Source organism: Pseudomonas sp. HP_08 (genome assembly GCF_055284095.1).
Window position 1 is genome coordinate 156,739 of the sequence record NZ_JBTOQC010000052.1, and the last position, 18,225, is coordinate 174,963.

The following is an 18,225-nucleotide window of genomic DNA, read 5'->3' on the forward strand; positions in this document are numbered from 1 at the left end:
ATAACTGTTATGACACCGCCTTCAGTCGGAAACAGAGAAGCGGTACACAGATAATGTGTAACAAATTTGCTACCAACCACCCCCATCAGGATAATGCGCGCACTCGGTCAAAAGTCACGCCAAGGTCGGTGTCGTTCCGGTATTCACGGTACGAAGTAGTCAGCCCGCAGGGGCGGGAAGAAAATCTTTGATCACGTTCAACATCGCACAATGGCGTGCCTGGGCTCCTGGCCTGGCAAGCGTCGATGACTGGCGCCAGTGGAGCCGGAATCCGACGCTGCTGGCAGCCAGCGACGAAGCCCCGGATGTCTCGTTTTTGCCGGCAATGCAACGCCGGCGTCTCGGGCGCATGGCACGCATGGCGTTTGCCGTGGGCTGGCCGCTGGCAGAAGGTTACGAGCAACTGCCGCTGGTATTTGTCTCACGCCACGGTGAAACGCCGCGCACCTTCGACATCCTGCGTGACCTGGCCGCCGATGAGCCGTTGTCACCCACCCAATTCAGCCTTTCCGTGCATAACGCGGTGATTGGACTGTGGTCGATCATGCGCGGTTCCACCAGTGAAATGACCGCACTGGCGGCGGCCGGCGATGGCCTGGAGCATGGCGTCTTCGAAGCGGCAACGCTGCTGGCCGAGGGCGCGCCTGCGGTGCTGCTGGTGGTCACCGAAGAACAGCCGCCGCACGCCTACGCCCAGTGGATCGACGATGTGCCCTTTCCTTATGCCGTCGGCCTGCTGCTGACACCCGGCACCGACTGGCAACTGACCTTGAGCAGCGACGCACAGGATATCGAAGGCCCTGACTGGCCCCACGCGCTGAACCTGCTGCTGGCGCTCAATACCGGGCAATCCGCCTGCCAACATCCGTGGAACAAGCGTTTATGGAACTGGCAACGCAATCACTGAACAAGCCCCGCGACGCCTATTACTGGCGCCTGCTGGCCACTGCGATCAGCTTTGCCCTGTTCGGCATCGGCGGGCTGTGCCTGCGCCTGTTGATTTTTCCGCTGCTGGCCTGCCTGCCGGGCGACAAGGCCAGCCATCAGCGCCGCGCGCGACGTACCATCAGCCGGCTGTTCTGGCTGTTTATCCGCTTGATGGCGCGCATGGGCGTGCTCACCTATGAAGTGCGCGGCGCCGAAAAGCTCGGCCGTCCCGGGCAGATGATCATTGCCAATCACCCTTCGCTGATCGATGTGGTGTTCCTGATCGGCCTGGTGCGCGACGCCAATTGCGTGGTCAAGCGCAGCCTCTGGGACAACCCTTGCACCCGTGGCCCGGTGCGCACCGCAGGCTATGTCAGCAACGACGGCAGCATGGACATGCTCGACATGACCGTGGACGGCCTGAAATCGGGCCAGACCCTGATCATCTTTCCCGAAGGCACGCGCACCACACCGGGCAAGGCGCCGGCCTTTCACCGCGGCGCCGCCGCCATTGCCCTGCGCGGCGCACGGATGATCACGCCGGTGACCATCAGGGTCAGCCCCACCACCCTGACCAAGGCCGAGCCCTGGTACCGCATTCCGCAACGCCGCGTGCATTTTTGCCTCACCGTGGGGGCCGACATCGACCCCGACAGCTTTGCCGTGCTTGGCCCGGCGCCACTGGCGTCGCGCAAACTCAACGATTACCTGCATGACTATTTCATCAAGGAGCTCGCCGCAGATGAGCGATCTACACCAGGACATTAAGCAACTGATCATCGACTCGCTGGGGCTCGAAGACATCGGCACCCAGGACATCGGCAACGACCAGATCCTGTTCGGCGAAGGCCTGGGCCTGGACTCGGTCGACGCCCTGGAGCTGGGCCTGGCCATCCAGAAACGCTACGGCATCAAGATCGATGCCGAGGCCAAGGATACCCGTTCGCATTTCACCAGCGTCGACAGCCTCGCGGCCTTCGTCAGCGCCCGACAGCCGGCCTGAGGATTGATCATGCAAACCCGTGAAGACATCTTCGAAACCCTGCGCAGCGCCCTGGTCGAGCTGTTCGAGATCGAGCCCGAGCGCGTCACCCTGGACGCCAACCTGTACCAGGACCTGGAAATCGACAGCATCGACGCCGTCGACCTGATCGATCACATCAAACGCAAGACCGGGAAAAAGATCGCCGCCGATGAATTCAAGTCGGTGCGTACGGTCAATGACGTGGTCGAAGCGGTCTACCGGCTGGTCAACAGCGCCGCATGAAGCGGCTGGTCGGGCTGCTGCTGGTACTGGTCGGTGTGCTCTATCCGTTTGCCGTGTACGCCGGCATGGAGCATTTCGCCCCCTGGCAATTCGCCTTGCTGCTCGGCAGCCTGTGGCTGGCCCGTGCCCTGACCGGCGAACGACGCTCCGGCAGCCTGGCGATGGCGCTGGTAGCCCTGACGTTCTGCCTGTTGCTGGCGCTGCTCGACAGCCCGGTGCTGCTGCGCTGGTACCCGGTGCTGATCAGCGCCTTCATGCTCTGCCTGTTCGGTGCCAGCCTGATGCATGGCATGCCGATCGTCGAGCGTATGGCGCGGCTGAGCGATCCCGAATTACCTGAGGTTGCGATTCGCTACACACGCCAGGTGACCTGGGTGTGGTGCGCTTTTTTTCTCGCTAACGGCCTGATCGCCACCAGCCTGACGCTGTGGGCGCCGCTGCACTGGTGGGCGCTGTACACCGGGCTGATTTCCTATGGATTGATGGGCCTGCTGTTCGCAGGCGAATGGACTGTCCGCCGGCGTGTCAGAGGCGGCGCATAAAAAAATGAACGACATGAACTGGTTGAACCTTGAACACCTGCTGCTCGATGCCAGCCCTAACCGGCTGCTGTGCCCGCAGCCGGCGCTGAGCCACGCGCAATTCTGCGAACAGGCGCTGAGCGCCGCCGCCGGCCTGCAGGCGCGGGGCGTGCAGCGTCTGGCTATCCACCTGGACGATGCCGGCGACCTGGCCATTGCGCTGTTTGCCGCCTGGCGCGCCGGCGTCAGCGTGTTGCTGCCCGCCGACCTGCAAGCGCAGACCCGCGAACGCTGGAACCCACAGGTCGACCTGTGGCTCAGCGAGCAACCGGGCGATGTGCAACTGCGCGAGCTGTTTGCCGAACCGTTGCCGCCCGCCGCGCTGGACCTCGACGAATGCCGGCTGAGCCTGTGTACTTCAGGCTCCAGCGGCGAGCCCAAGCGCATCGACAAGCGTTTGCGCCAGCTCGACAACGAAGTGCGCGGCCTGGAAAACCTCTGGGGCGCAGAACTGGGCAATGCCTGCATCATCGGCAGCGTCGCGGCCCAGCATATCTACGGCTTGCTGTTCCGGGTGCTGTGGCCGTTGTGCGCCGGACGGCCGTGGGTACGTCGGCAATTGCCCTTCCCCGAAGACCTGCAACGCGCCAGCGGCGAGCACCCGGCGTTTGCCTGGGTCGCCAGCCCCGCGCTGCTCAAGCGCATGGGCGACAACCTCGACTGGCCGGCCTTGAGCGCGGTGCGCAGGGTGTTTTCTTCCGGCGGCGCCCTGCCCGAAGACGCAGCCCTCAGCCTGCAACAGCGTCTGGGTCAATGGCCCACGGAAATCTTCGGCAGCTCGGAAACCGGCGGCATCGCCTGGCGCCAGGGCCAGCCGCTGTGGCAAGCCTTTGACGGCGTGCAGTTGGCGCAGGACAGCGAAGGCGCCTTGCAGGTCCGCTCGACCTACCTGCCGCCCGACCACGTCGAGCAGACCGCCGACGCCGCGCGCTTCGAGGCCGACGGGCGCTTTGCCTTGCTCGGTCGCCTGGACCGCATCGTCAAGCTGGAAGAAAAACGTATTTCCCTGCCCTCGCTGGAGCAAGCCCTGGCCAGCCATGCCTGGGTCAGCGAAGCGCGGCTGGGCGTGGTGCAAGAGCGCCGCGCCTCGCTGGGCGCCTTGGTGGTACTCAGCGACAGTGGCCTGCATGCTTTGCGCAATCAGGGCCGGCGCGCGCTGACCGAAACCCTGCGCCAGCACCTGCGCGGCCATTGCGAGCCGCTGGCCCTGCCGCGTCGCTGGCGGCTGCTGTTGCAGCTGCCGCTCACCGCACAAGGCAAACTGCCGCAGTCCCAGGTCGAAGCCCTGCTCACCGCGCCGCGCGGCAAAGGCCCGGAATTGCTCGGCCAGCGCACCCTGGACGATACCTTGCACCTTGAACTGCAAGTGCCACCGGACCTTGCCTGTTTCAGCGGGCACTTTCCCAAGGTGCCGGTGCTGCCCGGCGTGGTGCAGGTCGACTGGGCCATGCAACTGGGCCAGCGCTTGCTGGATATTCCGCCGCGCTTTGCCGGCATGGAAGTGCTCAAGTTCCAGCAACTGGTGCGCCCCGGCGACCGCCTGAACCTGACCCTGCGTTTCGATGCACAGCGCGGCAAACTGTATTTCGCCTACCACAACCAGCAACAGGCGCCCTGCTCCAGCGGCCGGCTGCTGCTTGAAAACCCGACACTGGAGACCGCTCATGCATAAGCCTTGCGCGGTCATCCCGGTGTTCGATCACGAGCGTGCCGTGCCGCATGTGGTCAAGGCCCTGCGCGACGCCGGCCTGCCGTGCGTGCTGGTCGACGACGCCAGCAGCCCGGCGTGTGCACAGGTATTGCAGCAACTGGCCACGGCAGAGGGCGTGTACCTGATCCGCCTGCCGGTCAATCAGGGCAAGGGCGGCGCGGTGATGGCCGGCTTTCGTGAAGCCGCGCAACTGGGCTTCAGCCATGCCTTGCAGGTCGATGCCGACGGCCAGCATGACCTCAGCGATATCAGCCGCTTCCTTGACCAGTCGCGCCAGCACCCGCAGGCGCTGATCTGCGGCTACCCGCAATACGATGCCAGCGTGCCCAAGAGTCGGTTGTATGCGCGCTACCTGACCCACGTATGGGTGTGGATCAACACCTTGTCGTTGCACATCCGCGACTCGATGTGCGGCTTTCGGGTCTATCCGCTGGCGCCGGTGCTCAGACTGATCGAGAAGGTCAATCTGGGCCGACGCATGGATTTCGACACCGAGATTCTGGTGCGCCTGTCGTGGCGCGGCCAGCCGATGCGCTGGCTGCCCACCAAGGTGCATTACCCGCAGGACGGCCTGTCGCACTTTCGCCTGTTTCATGACAACGCGCTGATCTCGACCATGCACACCAAGCTGTTCTTCGGCATGCTGCTGCGCCTGCCGGTGCTGCTATGGCGCAAGGTTTCGCCACCGAAAAGGCTGCAGCCATGAGCGCGCCGCCAGACCAGAAGCACTGGGCCGATCGCGAAGAGCGCGGCAGTTTCATGCTGATGAAGCTCACCGCCTGGGCGGTGCGCGTGCTCGGCCGGCGCCTGCTCAGCCCGGTGTTGTACGGCATCGTGCTGTATTTCTTTATCTTCGGCCGCACCGCGCGGCGCAGCATCCATGAGTACCAGCAGCGCCTGGCGCAGTGGAGCGGCCGGCCTGAGCTGCGGCCCACCACCGCAAAGGTATTCCGTCAGTTCATGGCGTTTGCCGAAGCCCTGCTCGACAAGCTGGATGTATGGAACGGCAAGCTGCGCATCGAGCAGATCCGCATCGTCGACCCGGCCGGCTTGCGTACCCAGTTGCGCGGCGCGCGCGGGCAGCTGCTGGTCGGTGCGCACCTGGGCAATCTCGAAGTCTGCCGGGCGCTGGCCGAGCTGGGCGAGAAGGTGACCATGAACGTGCTGGTGCACACCAAGCACGCCGAGCGCTTCAACCGCCTGCTGGGCGAAGCCGGTGCGACCAACCTGCGGCTGGTGCAGGTCAGCGAGCTGGACCCTGCGATCATGCTGCAACTGAGCCAGCGCCTGGACGACGGCGAATGGCTGGCGATTGCCGGCGACCGCGTGCCGCTGCATGGCGGGCGTCATGTGCAGGTCGACTTTCTCGGCGCGCCGGCCGCCCTGCCGCAAGGCCCGTGGCTGCTGGCCGGGCTGCTCAAGTGCCCGGTGAACCTGTTTTTCTGCCTCAAGGACGCGCAGGGCTATCGAGTGATCCTCGAACCCTTCACCGACGCGGTGCAATGGCGCCGCAGCGACCGCGCCGAGGTGATCGCCCACTGGGCCGCGCGCTACGCCGAACGTCTGGCGCACTACTGCCTGCAAGCCCCGCAGCAGTGGTTCAATTTCTATCCTTTCTGGAAACATCGATGACAGCCCCGATGACGCATCAAGTTCCCGACACCGTGACCTTTGGCGCCCAGCCGCTGAGCATCGAACAGGTGCTGGCGGTCGCCAATCGCCAGGCACCTGCCGCCCTGCAAGCCGACGCCGAGTACCGCGCACGGATTGCCCGCGGCGCGCAGTTTCTCGACTCGCTGCTGGACAAGGAAGGCGTGATCTACGGGGTCACCACCGGCTACGGCGACTCATGCGTGGTGGCCGTACCGTTGCAGCACGTCGAAGCGTTGCCCCGGCATTTGTACACCTTTCATGGTTGCGGGCTGGGCAAGCTGCTCGATGAGCGCGCCACCCGCGCAGTGCTGTCGGCGCGCTTGCAGTCGCTGTGCCACGGCGTGTCGGGGGTGCGGATCGAACTGCTGGAACGCTTGCAGGCCTTTATCGAACACGATGTGCTGCCGCTGATTCCTGAAGAGGGCTCGGTGGGCGCCAGCGGCGACCTGACCCCGCTGTCTTACGTGGCCGCGACCTTGTCGGGCGAGCGTGAGGTGCTGTATCGCGGCGAACGCCGGCAGTCTATGGATGTGCATCGCGAGCTGGGCTGGGAGCCGCTGGTGCTGCGCCCCAAAGAGGCGCTGGCCTTGATGAACGGCACGGCGGTGATGACCGGCATTGCCTGCCTGGCCTTTGCCCGCGCCGATTACCTGCTGCAACTGGCCACCCGCATCACCGCGATGAATGTCGTGGCCCTGCAAGGCAACCCCGAGCATTTCGACGAGCGCCTGTTTGCCGCCAAGCCGCACCCCGGCCAGACCCAGGTTGCCGCCTGGCTGCGTCAGGACCTGGCGATCGACGCGCCGACCGCGCCGCTGCATCGCCTGCAAGACCGTTATTCGCTGCGTTGCGCGCCGCATGTACTGGGCGTGCTGGCCGACAGCCTGGGCTGGCTGCGCTCGTTCATCGAGACCGAACTGAACAGCGCCAACGACAACCCGATCATCGACGGTGACGAAGAGCGCGTGCTGCACGGCGGGCACTTTTATGGCGGGCACATCGCCTTTGCCATGGACAGCCTCAAGACCCTGGTGGCCAACGTCGCCGACCTGCTCGACCGCCAGCTCGCGCTGCTGGTGGATGTGCGTTACAACCACGGCCTGCCGAGTAACCTGTCGGGCGCCAGCGCCGAACGGGCGATGATCAACCACGGCTTCAAGGCGGTGCAGATCGGCGCCAGCGCCTGGACTGCCGAAGCGCTGAAAAACACCATGCCGGCCAGCGTGTTCTCGCGTTCCACCGAGTGCCATAACCAGGACAAGGTGAGCATGGGCACCATCGCCGCCCGCGACGCGATTCGCGTGCTGGAGCTGACCGAACAGGTCGCCGCCGCCACCCTGATCGCCGCCAACCAGGGCCTGTGGCTGCGCAGCCAGCAAGCCGATGCGCGCCCGCTGCCGCCAGCCCTCGCCGCCATGCACACGCAACTGAGCGAAGACTTTGCCCCGGTCATCGACGACCGTGGCCTGGAGGGCGAGCTGCGCCTGTGCCTGCAACGCATCGCTGACCGCCACTGGAGGTTGCATGCGCAGTAAGGGCCTGATTGACGTCGACACCGAAATCGTCGTGCCGTTTTTCGATGTCGACATGATGAACATCGTCTGGCACGGCCACTACGTCAAATACCTCGAAGTGGCGCGTTGCGCGCTGCTCGACCACATCGGCCACAACTACATGCAGATGCTCGACTCCGGCTACGGCTGGCCGGTGATCGACCTGCAACTGCGCTATGTGCGCGGCGCGGTGTTCGGCCAGAAGCTGATCGTGCGCGCCAGCCTGGTCGAATGGGAGAACCGCCTGAAGATCAACTACCTGATCAGCGACGCCGCCACCGGCGAACGCATGACCCGCGCCAGCACCGTGCAGGTCGCCGTCGACGTCGCCACTCGCGAGATGCAACTGGCCTCCCCCAAGGCGTTTACCGACGCCGTGCAGAAGGCCTTGCCATGAAGCGTCTGTTGTTCACCCTGGCCTTGCTTTGCGCATCCTCAATGGCAAACGCCTTCGACCTGCAACAGCTCAGCGCCCAACTGGCGAAACCTGTGGTGGTCGAGGGCCGTTTCAGCCAGGAAAAACACCTGCGCGCCTTGCCGCAGCCGCTGATCAGCACCGGCAATTTCGTGCTGGCGCGCGAGTTCGGCCTGCTGTGGCTGCTGGAAACGCCGCTGAAACAGGACTACCGCATCACCACGGCCGGCATCGCCCGGCGCCAGACTCAAGGTCAGGCTCAGGGCTGGCAATTGCTGCCGGGCAAGAGCGCCGGCGCCGAGCAGAACCGCCTGTTTCTCGCCGTACTGCAAGGCGACAGCAGTGGCCTGCAACGCGATTTCGAGCTGCAACTGAGCGGCGACGCCCAGGCCTGGAAACTGACCCTGACCCCGCGCTCGCTGCTGCTGCAACAGGTGTTCCGCCAGATCAATATCGACGGCGGCGAGCTGGTGCAGCGCATCGAGCTGCTGGAAACCCAGGGCGACAGCACCGTGCTGAACATGATCGACAGCCACAGCGTACCTGCGCTCAGCGATGCCCGACGTGATGACTTCACGCGCTGAGCGGCGCTTGCCGCGCCTGTTCCTGCTGATTCTGCTGGCAGTCATGGCGCTGGCCGCCTGGCAGTGGCGTGACGGCCCGCCGTTGTCGGCCAACCTCATGGAACTGGTGCCCGGCAGCCGTCCCGACCCGCTGGAGCTGCGCGCCGAACAGCGCATGCAAGAACCGCTGAACCGCGAAATGCTGGTGCTGGTCGGGCATGCCGAGCGTGAACACGCCATCAAGCTGACCCAGCGCCTGGCCGAACAATGGCAAGCCAGCGGGCTGTTCGAGAAGGTGCAGTGGAACCTGCAAGCCGACCTGCCGGCACTGCGCGAGCAATTGCTGCAAGGCCGGCTGGCGATGCTGCCCGCCGCCGATCGCAAGCAGTTGATCGAGCAGCCGCAGGCGTTTATCGAACAGCGCGTGCAAAGCCTGTTCGACCCGTTTGCCGGCTTCAGCCTGGTGAACAATCAGAACGACTGGCTGGGCCTGACCGGGCGCATCCAGAACGCCCTGCCGCGCACCGGCTCGGTCGAGCCGGACCTGACCAGCGGCGCGCTGATCGCTCAGGCCGATGGCCTGCAATGGGCGCTGCTGCGCGTGCGCACCGCCAACGATGCCTTCGATATGCACCTGCCAACTCAGGTAGCCGCTTTGCTGGCCACGGCCCGCGAGCAGGCCGCCCAGGATAACGGCCGGTTGCTGGCCGCCAGCGGCTTGCTGTACGCCGCGGCCGGCCAGAAGCAGGCCAGTCAGGAAATCACCTGGGTCGGCGGCGGCGCCACAGCGGGGATTCTGTTGCTGTTGTTGCTGGCGTTCCGGCGCTGGCGGGTGTTGCTGGCGTTTGTGCCGGTGCTGGTCGGCATGCTGTTCGGCGCGGTGGCCTGCGTGGCGATTTTCGGCCGTCTGCATGTGATGACGCTGGTGCTGGGCTCCAGCCTGATCGGCGTGGCGGTGGATTACCCGCTGCACTATTTGTCCAAGAGCTGGACGCTCAAGCCATGGCGCAGCTGGCCGGCGCTGCGCCTGACCTTGCCGGGCCTTCGCTTGAGCCTGATCACCAGTTGCATCGGTTACCTGGCGCTGGCGTGGACGCCGTTTCCGGCGCTGACACAAATCGCGGCGTTCTCCGCCGCCGGGCTGATCGGCGCCTGGCTGGCGTCGGTGTGTCTGCTGCCGGCCTTGCTCGCCAGGGTTGAACTGCGCCCGGCGCACTGGCCGTTGCAGGTCGCCCAGCGCCTGCTCGACTGGCGCGAAGCGCTGCTGGCGAAGATCAATACACCGGTGTTGCTGGTGCTGCTGATGGCTTTCTGCGCCGCCGGCCTGTGGCAACTGACCACTCGCAACGACATTCGCCAGTGGGTCTCGGCGCCACCGGCATTGACCGACGAAGCCCAGGCGATTGCGCGCATCACCGGCTACCAGCCAACCAGCCAGTTCTTCCTGATTCGCGGCGCCAACGAGCAGCAATTGCTCGAACGCCAGAACGCCCTGACCCAACGCCTCGACACGCTGGTCAGCGAGAAAACGCTGCGCGGCTATATGGCGCTTAACCAGTTGCTGGCCGCGCCCGACGAGCAACAGGCCGTGCGCGCCGCTCTTGAAAAGCTGCCTGAGCACTGGCAACCGCTGCTGGCGCTGGGCGTGACCGCCGACACCTTGAATAACGAACGGCGCCAGTTGCAGGCGTTGCCGACACAAGACATCGATCAGGCGCTGAAAGGTCCGGTCAGCGAACCGTGGCGCACGCTGTGGTTAGGCCGCAACGACAACGGCGTGGCCGCCATCGTCAGCCTGCAAGGTCTGAATAACCCGGCCCTGTTGCACGCCCAGGCCAAGGATCTGCCCGGCGTGCAACTGGTCGACCGTCTTGGCGCGCTGAACGGTGTGTTCGCCCAGACCCAGGTCAGCGCCGCCGAACTCAAGCTGTTGTCGTGCGTGCTGATCGTCGCGCTGTTGATCGCGCCCTTTGGCCTGGGCGGTGCGCTGCGCATCGTTGCCCTGCCGTTGCTGGCGGCGCTGTGCAGCCTGGCGTGCCTGGGCTGGCTGGGCCAGCCGCTGACCCTGTTCAGCCTGTTCGGCCTGCTGCTGGTGACGGCGATCAGCGTCGATTACGCGATCCTCATGCGCGAACAAGTCGGCGGTGCCGCGGTCAGTTTGCTCGGCACTTTACTGGCTGCCGTCACCACCTGGCTGTCGTTCGGCCTGCTGGCGCTGTCGCAGACGCCGGCGATCAGCAACTTCGGGCTGTCGGTCAGCCTCGGGCTGGTGTTCAGCTTTCTGCTCGCGCCGTGGGCCAGCCCACGCCACCTCAAACCAGTTGAGGCTCACGCATGATGATCCTGCTGTTCTGGCTCATGGCCCTGCTGGCGTTTGCCGGCGCCACCTGGATCGGCAGCCGGCTGGGGCTGATTCCGATTGTCAGCCAGTTGCTGCTGGCCACCTTCGGCCTGCCGCTGTTGATGCTGCTGTGGATCGAGCCGCACTGGCAACTCAGCGGCGCGCAACTGATTGCGCCGGTGTGGCTCAAGACCTTGTACAGCCTCGCGTTTGCGCTGGTGCTGGGGCATATCCTCAGCGATGTGATCGAGGTGCGCCTGGACCGCCAGAGCCTGAAGATTGCGGTGCCGAGTTTTCTGGTGCCGTTTGCCGGCGGCCTGGCCTGCACGCTGTGGCTGCTGCCGGAGCAAGCCTGGCTCAGCGACCTGGCCGTGGGCCTGGTGTTTGCGATTACCGCGATCCCGGTGTTGTACCTGTACCTCAAGCACATCGGCTACCCGCTTGAGGCCACGCACCGGCTGGTGCAGGCCGCGATCATCATCGACCTGACCTGCTGGAGCCTGTTCGCGCTGGCCCAGGGCAGCCTGCACCTGAGCAGCCTGTTGCTGCCGCTGCTGATGGCCTGCACGCCGCTGCTGTTGCGCCTGCTGCGCATCCGTCAACCGCTGGTCTACAGCCTGGGCTTTTTCGCCCTGCTGGTGGTGGCCGAGCATTACCGGCTCAACGCGCTGATCTTCGGCATCGGTTACCTGCTGTGCATGGCGCGGCTCAAGCAAGCCTGGGTGCTGCCGATCAAGCCTGACGTGTTGCGCGCCCTGCAGAATTATCTGGCCGTGCCGCTGCTGCTGACGTTTGGCCTGGTGCAGATCAACGTACACACCGCCCTTGGCGCGCTGGACAGTCTGCAACTGGCGGCCCTGATCGCCGTGCCGATCGGCGCCAAGCTATTGGGTAACTGGCTCGGCCTGCGCTGGGCGCCGCCGTCGTTTCCCGGCGCCAGCCGCTGGCGCGAAAGCGTGCTGCTGAACATTCGCGGCCTCAGCGAAATCGTCTTTCTGAATATGCTGCTGCAACAGCAACTGATCAGCGCCGCCCTTTATCTGGCGCTGATGCTGATGAGCCTGCTGGCCACGCTGATGCCGGCGCTGGTCGGGCTGGGCCGCAAAAATCTTTCATTCGTCACTGCCACCGAAAAACCGGTAAGGAACTCCTGTGCCAATCATTGATAAGGAACATCGTGCGGTCGTGGTCATCGGCGCAGGACCTGCCGGCGCGATTGCCGCCGCCTTGCTCAAGCGCAAGGGCCACGATGTGCTAGTCATCGAGCGCCAGGCGTTCCCGCGTTTTTCCATCGGCGAAAGCCTGTTGGCGCACTGCCTGGATTTCGTCGAAGAAGCCGGCATGCTCGAAGCCGTGCAAGCGGCGGGCTTTCAGTTGAAGAACGGCGCCGCCTTTGCCTGGGGCGATGAGTACAGCGACTTCGATTTCGGCGACACCTTCAGCAAAGGCAAGCCGACCACCTTCCAGGTGCAACGCGCCAGCTTCGACCAGTTGCTGGCCGATCAGGCCGCCCTGCAAGGCGTCGAGATCCGCTACCGGCACGAAATCGTCAGCGTCGACTTCAACAGCGCGCAGCCGCAATTGCAGGTGCGCCGTGAAGACGGCAGCGAGTACGCCGTGCAAGCCGGTTTCGTGCTGGATGCCAGCGGCTATGGCCGCGTGTTGCCGCGCCTGCTCGACCTTGAAGCACCGTCGGACTTCCCGCTGCGCCAGGCGGTGTTCACCCATGTCGAAGACCATATCCAGAGCCCGCCTTTCGACCGTGACAAGATTCTTGTCACCATTCACCCGCAGCACCGCGACGTGTGGTTCTGGTCGATCCCGTTCAGCAACGGCCGTTGCTCGATCGGCGTGGTCGCCAGCGCCGAGCGCTTCAAGGGCAAGCCCGACGACCTGGACGCCTGCCTGAAAGCCTTCGTCGCTGAAACACCGAGCCTGAGCAAAGTGCTGGAAAATGCCGTGTGGGACACCCCGGCGCGGACCATCGGCGGCTATGCGGCCAACGTCAAATCGCTGCACGGTAACGGCTTTGCCTTGCTGGGCAATGCCGCCGAATTTCTCGACCCGGTGTTCTCTTCGGGCGTGACCATCGCCATGCGCTCGGCGAGCATGGCCGCAGGCCTCTTGGACCGGCAGTTGCGCGGTGAAAGCGTCGACTGGGAAAACGACTTTGCCGTGCCGCTCAAGCGCGGCGTCGACACCTTCCGCGCCTATGTCGAAGGCTGGTACGACAGCAGCTTTCAGGACGTGATTTTCTACAAGGACGCGCAGCCAGAGATCCGCGCGATGATCTGCTCGATCCTCGCCGGCTACGCCTGGGACCTGCGTAACCCGTTTGTCAGCGAGCCCAAGCGCCGCCTGCGCATGCTGGCGGAAATCTGCGCGAGCGAGGCCTCATGAGCGGGCCGTTCCTGAGCGACAGCTATGTCGAAGAAACCCGCTTCGGCTTCTGGTTCCTGCGCAGCCATACCTGGCAGCACCATGTGCTGCGCGTGGCGATCAACGACCTGCGCGGGCTGTTCAGCGAGCCGTTGCCGGACAACGCCGTGCTGCTCGACGCCGGTTGTGGCCAGGGCAAATCGTTCCGCTACCTGAACGAAGTGTTCAAGCCCACGCGCATCATCGGCGTGGATGCCGACCCGCACAGCCTCGAACTGAGCCGTGCCGAAGCCACGCGCCTGGGGCTCAACGTCGAGTTGATCGGCAGCGACTGCGCGTCGTTGCAGGTGGCCGATGCCAGTGTCGACTTGCTGTTCTGCCACCAGACCTTTCACCATCTGGTCGAGCAGGAACAGGCACTGGCCGAGTTCTACCGGGTGCTCAAGCCCGGCGGTTACCTGCTGTTTGCCGAGTCCACCGAAGCCTATATCGACACCTGGGTGATCCGCTGGCTGTTCCGCCACCCGATGCACGTGCAGAAAAGCGCGGCGCAGTACCTCGACATGCTGCGTGGCCAGGGCTTGCAGTTCACCGAGGCCAACGTTTCGTACCCGTATTTGTGGTGGAGCCGCAGCCAGGACTTCGGCCTGCTGGAGCGCCTGAAACTGCGCAAGCCCAAGCCGTTCGGCCAGCGTGAAGAAACCCTGGTCAATGCGGTGGCGCGCAAGCCGCTGGCGAGTGGCGCCGTATGATTCGCGTGTTATGGCTGAGCCTGTTGCTGCTCGCCGGGTGCGCCAGCCAGGCGCCCTTGCCCGTGGCCGGGCTGCCGACGCTGCCCTTGCCGCAACAGTTGCATGTGCAACGTGAACAAGCGGCGCAACAACAGGACTGGCTGCTGATCATCCAGCAGGAAGACGCCGCACTGCGCTGGTCGATGATGGACCCGCTGGGCATTCCGCAGGCCCGCCAGCGCCTGATCGACGGTAAATGGCAGGCCGACGGCTTGCTGCCGCCCAACCCCGAAGCACGCGAGCTGTTTGCCGCGCTGTTGTTCGCCCTGACCCCGGACAGCGAACTGGCCAGCCGTTACCCGGCAGCCCAACAGCAAGGCCTGCAACGCCGGCTGGATTCGCGCTGGGTCGTGGACTACCGCACCCCGCGCGTGTTCACCCTGAGCCTGCCGCAGGGCCTGCGTTATCACATCACCCCACTGGACAACGGAAACGCGCCATGACCGCCTATCTCAATGATCTGGGCCTGGTCTGCGCGCTGGGCAACAGCCGCAGCGCGGTGGCCCGCAAACTGTTTGCCGGCGACAGCAGCGGCATGCAGAACGAAAGCGGCTGGGTCGCAGGACTCAGCCTGCCGGTCGGCGCGATTCACGGCGAGCTGCCGCCGATTCCGCCGGAGATGGGCGCCCACAGCCGCAATAACCGCCTGCTGCTGGCCGCCGCCGTGCAGATCGAAACGCCGATCCGCGCTGCCATCGCCCGTTACGGCGCCGACCGGGTCGGGGTGATCCTCGGCACCAGCACCTCGGGCATCGATGAGGCCAGCCGCAGCATGGGCACCTGGCTGCGCGACCAGACCTTCCCCGAGCATTACGACTACCGCCAGCAGGAACTCGGCGCACCGGCCAGTTTTCTCGCGCAGTGGCTGAACCTAAGCGGCCCCGCCTACGTGATTTCCACCGCCTGCACCTCCAGCGCCCGCGCCTTGCTCAGCGCCCGCCGTGCCCTGGACCTGGGCTTGTGCGATGCGGTGTTGTGCGGCGGCGTCGACAGTTTGTGCAAACTGACGCTTAACGGCTTCAACGCTTTGGAAGCGGTGTCGAAACAACGCTGCAACCCGTTCTCGCGCAACCGCGACGGGATCAATATCGGCGAAGCGGCGGTGCTGTTTCTGATGACCCGCGAGGCCAGCGGCGAGCATTCGATTGCCCTGCTTGGCGCCGGCGCCAGCAGCGATGCCCACCATATTTCTGCGCCAGAGCCTACCGGCCGCGGCGCGCGTGAAGCCATGCAGCGTGCCCTGCACAATGCCCACCTGACGCCTGAGCAGATCGACTACCTGAACCTGCACGGCACCGCCACGCAACACAATGACGCGATGGAAAGCCTGGCGGTGCAGGCGCTGTTTCCGCATGGCGTGCCGTGCTCGTCGACCAAACCTTTGAGCGGCCACACACTGGGTGCGGCCGGCGCGCTGGAAGCGGCATTTTGCTGGTTGAGCCTGAGCCCCGATAATCCGCGACGGGCACTGCCGCCGCATGTCTGGGACGCCGAGGCCGACCCGCAATTGCCCGCCCTGCGCTGGGCCGGGCCGCAGACGCGCCTGCCCGACGCCACCCCGCGCCGCCTGATGAGCAACTCGTTTGCCTTCGGCGGCAATAACATCAGCCTGATTATCGGAGACGCCGCATGATCGCCTGGCCGGTTGCCGAACTGATTCCCCACGCGGCCGACATGATCCTCATCGATCAGGTACTGGCGTTCGACGACGACACGATCCAGACCCGCGTGACCGTGCGCCCCGATGGCCTGCTCAACAACGCCGACGGCCACCTGCCGGCCTGGGTCGGCATCGAGCTGATGGCGCAGAGCGTCGCCGCCTTTGCCGGCTGCCAGGCGCGCCAGCGTGGCGAGCCGGTGCAGCTCGGGTTTCTGCTGGGCACGCGCAAGTACGAATGCGATGTCGAACAGTTTCCGGCGGGCAGCGAGTTGAACATTCACGCCCTGCGCACCTTGCAGGACGACAACGGCATGGGCGTGTTCGAATGCCGCATCGCTGGCCCGAACCTTGAAGCGTTCGCCCGCCTGAGCGTGTATTGCCCGCCCAACGCCGCCGATTATCTGAACGAGGACGCCACACATGACTGATTCGATCCTGGTCACAGGCTCCAGCCGTGGCATCGGCCGGGCCATTGCCCTGCGCCTGGCACAGGCAGGTTTTGATCTGGTGCTGCACTGCCGCAGCGGCCGGGCAGAAGCCGAAGCCGTGCAGGCCGAAATCCTCGCCCTGGGCCGCCAGGCCCGCGTGCTGCAATTCGATGTCTCGGACCGCGAAGCCTGCCGCACGGTGCTGGAGCAAGACGTCGAAACCCACGGCGCCTATTACGGCGTGGTGCTCAACGCAGGGCTGACCCGCGACGGCGCCTTTCCGGCCCTCAGCGAGGACGACTGGGACATCGTGCTGCGCACCAACCTCGACGGTTTCTATAACGTCCTGCACCCGCTGACCATGCCGATGATTCGCCGCCGCGCCGCCGGGCGCATCGTCTGCATCACCTCGGTGTCGGGGCTGATCGGCAACCGTGGCCAGGTCAACTACAGCGCCTCCAAGGCCGGCCTGATCGGCGCGGCCAAGGCGCTGGCCATCGAGCTGGCCAAGCGCAAGATCACCGTCAACTGCGTCGCCCCCGGCTTGATCGACACCGCGATGCTCGATGAAAACGTGCCGGTCGAAGAACTGATGAAGATGATCCCCGCGCAACGCATGGGCACGCCCGAAGAAGTCGCCGGCGCGGTGAATTTCCTGATGTCGGCCGAAGCCGGCTACATCACCCGCCAGGTGCTGGCCGTCAACGGAGGCCTGTGCTGATGAAACGTGTGGTCGTTACCGGCATGGCCGGCATCACCTCCCTGGGCAGCGACTGGGCCAGCATCGAGGCGAACTTCAGCGCCAACCGCAGCGGTATTCGCTACATGAGCGAGTGGGACCGTTTCGGCGAACTCAACACGCGGCTGGCCGGGCCCATCGACGACTTCGCCGTGCCCACGTACTGGACCCGCAAGCAATTGCGCAGCATGGGCCGCGTGTCGCGCCTGGCCGTGGCCGCCTCCGAGCAAGCCTTGCGTGACGCAGGCCTGCTCGATGACCCGATCATCCGCGACGGGCGCATGGGCACCGCCTGCGGCTCCTCGACCGGCAGCACCGAAGACATCAAGGCATTCGGCAACATGCTGCTCAACTCGGTGGCCGACGGCCTGAATGCCAACTCGTATGTGCGCATGATGCCGCACACCACGGCGGCCAATATCAGCATCTTCTTCGGCCTGACCGGGCGTTTGATTCCGACCTCCAGCGCCTGCACCAGCGGCAGCCAGGGCATCGGCTATGCCTATGAAGCCATCAAGTTCGGCCGCCTGCCGCTGATGCTCGCCGGCGGCGCCGAAGAGCTGTGCCCGACCGAGGCGATGGTGTTCGATGCGCTGTATGCCACCAGCCTGAAAAACGACGCACCGCACACCAGCCCGAGCCCGTACGACGCCGGCCGCGACGGCCTGGTGATCGGTGAAGGCGGCGGCATGCTGGTGCTGGAAGAGCTCGAACACGCGCTGGCCCGAGGCGCGCGCATTCACGCGGAAATCGTCGGTTTCGGCAGCAATGCCGACGGCGCGCACAGCACCCGCCCCGAGCAGGTGACCATGCGCCGCGCCATGGAACTGGCCTTGCAGGACGCCAACCTGGCGCCTGACGCCATCGGCTATGTCAACGGCCACGGCACCGCCACCGAGCAGGGCGACATCGCCGAAACCCTGGCCACCAGCGAGCTGTTCGGCGCAAGAATGCCGATCAGCTCACAAAAAAGCTTTCTGGGCCACACATTGGGCGCCTGCGGGGCACTTGAGTCATGGTTCAGCATCGAAATGCTCAACCGCGACCGCTACATTCACACGCTCAACCTGAGCGCGGTCGACCCGCAGTGCGGCGCGCTGGATTACCTGAGCGGCGAGCCGCGGGTGATGAGCAACGAATTCGTGATGAACAACAATTTCGCATTTGGCGGGGTCAACACGTCGTTGATTTTCCGTCGCTGGGTCTGAGACCCGAAC

20 protein-coding genes are annotated in these 18,225 nt (G+C 65.1%); all 20 read left to right on the top strand.

Going from position 1 to position 18,225, the window contains the following annotated elements; all coding sequences use genetic code 11:
• The first annotated feature begins 187 nt into the window (after window positions 1-187).
• The 20 genes from ACYAS9_RS28450 to ACYAS9_RS28545 are packed head-to-tail and all read left to right on the top strand — an operon-like array spanning window position 188 to window position 18,216.
• Complete coding sequence (locus ACYAS9_RS28450; RefSeq protein ID WP_463571839.1) at window positions 188-907, top strand: beta-ketoacyl synthase chain length factor; 720 nt, start codon at window positions 188-190, stop codon at window positions 905-907.
• Window positions 883-1,695 (top strand): lysophospholipid acyltransferase family protein, encoded by an 813-nt coding sequence (locus ACYAS9_RS28455; RefSeq protein WP_463571840.1) that lies wholly within the window; start codon window positions 883-885, stop codon window positions 1,693-1,695. Before ACYAS9_RS28450 ends, ACYAS9_RS28455 begins: the two co-directional genes overlap by 25 nt.
• The gene (locus tag ACYAS9_RS28460; protein ID WP_463571841.1) at window positions 1,670-1,930 is read left to right on the top strand and encodes a phosphopantetheine-binding protein; all 261 of its coding nucleotides are present in this window, start codon (window positions 1,670-1,672) and stop codon (window positions 1,928-1,930) included. Before ACYAS9_RS28455 ends, ACYAS9_RS28460 begins: the two co-directional genes overlap by 26 nt.
• Before the next feature lie 9 nt (window positions 1,931-1,939).
• A complete protein-coding gene (locus tag ACYAS9_RS28465; RefSeq protein ID WP_459746675.1) occupies window positions 1,940-2,194 on the top strand; it encodes an acyl carrier protein in 255 nt (84 codons plus the stop codon).
• The gene (locus ACYAS9_RS28470; protein WP_463571842.1) at window positions 2,191-2,736 is read left to right on the top strand and encodes a COG4648 family protein; all 546 of its coding nucleotides are present in this window, start codon (window positions 2,191-2,193) and stop codon (window positions 2,734-2,736) included. The genes ACYAS9_RS28465 and ACYAS9_RS28470 overlap by 4 nt, the downstream gene beginning before the upstream one ends.
• 13 nt (window positions 2,737-2,749) lie before the next feature.
• On the top strand, window positions 2,750-4,447 hold the full coding sequence (locus ACYAS9_RS28475; RefSeq protein WP_463571843.1) for an AMP-binding protein: 1,698 nt from the start codon (window positions 2,750-2,752) through the stop codon (window positions 4,445-4,447).
• Complete coding sequence (locus ACYAS9_RS28480; protein ID WP_463571844.1) at window positions 4,440-5,192, top strand: glycosyltransferase family 2 protein; 753 nt, start codon at window positions 4,440-4,442, stop codon at window positions 5,190-5,192. Before ACYAS9_RS28475 ends, ACYAS9_RS28480 begins: the two co-directional genes overlap by 8 nt.
• Window positions 5,189-6,118, top strand: a complete 930-nt coding sequence (locus ACYAS9_RS28485; protein ID WP_463571845.1) for an LpxL/LpxP family acyltransferase — start codon at window positions 5,189-5,191, stop codon at window positions 6,116-6,118. The genes ACYAS9_RS28480 and ACYAS9_RS28485 overlap by 4 nt, the downstream gene beginning before the upstream one ends.
• 8 nt (window positions 6,119-6,126) lie before the next feature.
• A complete protein-coding gene (locus ACYAS9_RS28490; RefSeq protein WP_463571846.1) occupies window positions 6,127-7,674 on the top strand; it encodes an HAL/PAL/TAL family ammonia-lyase in 1,548 nt (515 codons plus the stop codon).
• Window positions 7,664-8,089: an acyl-CoA thioesterase gene (locus ACYAS9_RS28495; protein ID WP_463571847.1), complete on the top strand. Its 426-nt coding sequence runs from the start codon at window positions 7,664-7,666 to the stop codon at window positions 8,087-8,089. The genes ACYAS9_RS28490 and ACYAS9_RS28495 overlap by 11 nt, the downstream gene beginning before the upstream one ends.
• Entirely contained in the window at window positions 8,086-8,691 is a 606-nt protein-coding gene (locus ACYAS9_RS28500) for an outer membrane lipoprotein carrier protein LolA (protein ID WP_463571848.1), read from the top strand. Before ACYAS9_RS28495 ends, ACYAS9_RS28500 begins: the two co-directional genes overlap by 4 nt.
• Window positions 8,675-11,008: an MMPL family transporter gene (locus tag ACYAS9_RS28505; protein WP_463571849.1), complete on the top strand. Its 2,334-nt coding sequence runs from the start codon at window positions 8,675-8,677 to the stop codon at window positions 11,006-11,008. Before ACYAS9_RS28500 ends, ACYAS9_RS28505 begins: the two co-directional genes overlap by 17 nt.
• Window positions 11,005-12,177: a sodium:proton antiporter gene (locus ACYAS9_RS28510; protein WP_463571850.1), complete on the top strand. Its 1,173-nt coding sequence runs from the start codon at window positions 11,005-11,007 to the stop codon at window positions 12,175-12,177. The genes ACYAS9_RS28505 and ACYAS9_RS28510 overlap by 4 nt, the downstream gene beginning before the upstream one ends.
• Complete coding sequence (locus tag ACYAS9_RS28515) at window positions 12,164-13,411, top strand: NAD(P)/FAD-dependent oxidoreductase (protein WP_463571851.1); 1,248 nt, start codon at window positions 12,164-12,166, stop codon at window positions 13,409-13,411. Before ACYAS9_RS28510 ends, ACYAS9_RS28515 begins: the two co-directional genes overlap by 14 nt.
• Window positions 13,408-14,142, top strand: a complete 735-nt coding sequence (locus ACYAS9_RS28520) for a class I SAM-dependent methyltransferase (protein ID WP_463571852.1) — start codon at window positions 13,408-13,410, stop codon at window positions 14,140-14,142. Before ACYAS9_RS28515 ends, ACYAS9_RS28520 begins: the two co-directional genes overlap by 4 nt.
• Window positions 14,139-14,624, top strand: coding sequence for a hypothetical protein (locus ACYAS9_RS28525; protein ID WP_463571853.1), 486 nt, complete (start codon window positions 14,139-14,141; stop codon window positions 14,622-14,624). The genes ACYAS9_RS28520 and ACYAS9_RS28525 overlap by 4 nt, the downstream gene beginning before the upstream one ends.
• Window positions 14,621-15,814 (top strand): beta-ketoacyl-[acyl-carrier-protein] synthase family protein, encoded by a 1,194-nt coding sequence (locus tag ACYAS9_RS28530; RefSeq protein WP_463571854.1) that lies wholly within the window; start codon window positions 14,621-14,623, stop codon window positions 15,812-15,814. The genes ACYAS9_RS28525 and ACYAS9_RS28530 overlap by 4 nt, the downstream gene beginning before the upstream one ends.
• Entirely contained in the window at window positions 15,811-16,269 is a 459-nt protein-coding gene (locus tag ACYAS9_RS28535) for an ApeP family dehydratase (protein ID WP_463571855.1), read from the top strand. Before ACYAS9_RS28530 ends, ACYAS9_RS28535 begins: the two co-directional genes overlap by 4 nt.
• Window positions 16,262-16,990 carry a 3-oxoacyl-ACP reductase FabG gene (gene fabG / locus ACYAS9_RS28540; protein WP_463571856.1) on the top strand — a complete coding sequence of 243 codons (729 nt, stop codon included), beginning with the start codon at window positions 16,262-16,264 and terminating at the stop codon, window positions 16,988-16,990. The genes ACYAS9_RS28535 and fabG overlap by 8 nt, the downstream gene beginning before the upstream one ends.
• Window positions 16,990-18,216: a beta-ketoacyl-ACP synthase gene (locus ACYAS9_RS28545; protein ID WP_463571857.1), complete on the top strand. Its 1,227-nt coding sequence runs from the start codon at window positions 16,990-16,992 to the stop codon at window positions 18,214-18,216. The genes fabG and ACYAS9_RS28545 overlap by 1 nt, the downstream gene beginning before the upstream one ends.
• The last annotated feature ends 9 nt before the right edge of the window (window positions 18,217-18,225 follow it).

What these genes read in the sequence shown, in the direction of transcription:
- ACYAS9_RS28455 (WP_463571840.1), top strand. Translation starts at nt 883, where the DNA reads ATGGAACTGGCAACGCAATCACTGAACAAGCCCCGCGACGCCTATTAC.
- ACYAS9_RS28460 (WP_463571841.1), top strand. Translation starts at nt 1,670, where the DNA reads ATGAGCGATCTACACCAGGACATTAAGCAACTGATCATCGACTCGCTG.
- ACYAS9_RS28465 (WP_459746675.1), top strand. Translation starts at nt 1,940, where the DNA reads ATGCAAACCCGTGAAGACATCTTCGAAACCCTGCGCAGCGCCCTGGTC.
- ACYAS9_RS28470 (WP_463571842.1), top strand. Translation starts at nt 2,191, where the DNA reads ATGAAGCGGCTGGTCGGGCTGCTGCTGGTACTGGTCGGTGTGCTCTAT.
- ACYAS9_RS28475 (WP_463571843.1), top strand. Translation starts at nt 2,750, where the DNA reads ATGAACTGGTTGAACCTTGAACACCTGCTGCTCGATGCCAGCCCTAAC.
- ACYAS9_RS28480 (WP_463571844.1), top strand. Translation starts at nt 4,440, where the DNA reads ATGCATAAGCCTTGCGCGGTCATCCCGGTGTTCGATCACGAGCGTGCC.
- ACYAS9_RS28485 (WP_463571845.1), top strand. Translation starts at nt 5,189, where the DNA reads ATGAGCGCGCCGCCAGACCAGAAGCACTGGGCCGATCGCGAAGAGCGC.
- ACYAS9_RS28490 (WP_463571846.1), top strand. Translation starts at nt 6,127, where the DNA reads ATGACGCATCAAGTTCCCGACACCGTGACCTTTGGCGCCCAGCCGCTG.
- ACYAS9_RS28495 (WP_463571847.1), top strand. Translation starts at nt 7,664, where the DNA reads ATGCGCAGTAAGGGCCTGATTGACGTCGACACCGAAATCGTCGTGCCG.
- ACYAS9_RS28500 (WP_463571848.1), top strand. Translation starts at nt 8,086, where the DNA reads ATGAAGCGTCTGTTGTTCACCCTGGCCTTGCTTTGCGCATCCTCAATG.
- ACYAS9_RS28505 (WP_463571849.1), top strand. Translation starts at nt 8,675, where the DNA reads ATGACTTCACGCGCTGAGCGGCGCTTGCCGCGCCTGTTCCTGCTGATT.
- ACYAS9_RS28510 (WP_463571850.1), top strand. Translation starts at nt 11,005, where the DNA reads ATGATGATCCTGCTGTTCTGGCTCATGGCCCTGCTGGCGTTTGCCGGC.
- ACYAS9_RS28520 (WP_463571852.1), top strand. Translation starts at nt 13,408, where the DNA reads ATGAGCGGGCCGTTCCTGAGCGACAGCTATGTCGAAGAAACCCGCTTC.
- ACYAS9_RS28525 (WP_463571853.1), top strand. Translation starts at nt 14,139, where the DNA reads ATGATTCGCGTGTTATGGCTGAGCCTGTTGCTGCTCGCCGGGTGCGCC.
- ACYAS9_RS28530 (WP_463571854.1), top strand. Translation starts at nt 14,621, where the DNA reads ATGACCGCCTATCTCAATGATCTGGGCCTGGTCTGCGCGCTGGGCAAC.
- ACYAS9_RS28535 (WP_463571855.1), top strand. Translation starts at nt 15,811, where the DNA reads ATGATCGCCTGGCCGGTTGCCGAACTGATTCCCCACGCGGCCGACATG.
- fabG (WP_463571856.1), top strand. Translation starts at nt 16,262, where the DNA reads ATGACTGATTCGATCCTGGTCACAGGCTCCAGCCGTGGCATCGGCCGG.
- ACYAS9_RS28545 (WP_463571857.1), top strand. Translation starts at nt 16,990, where the DNA reads ATGAAACGTGTGGTCGTTACCGGCATGGCCGGCATCACCTCCCTGGGC.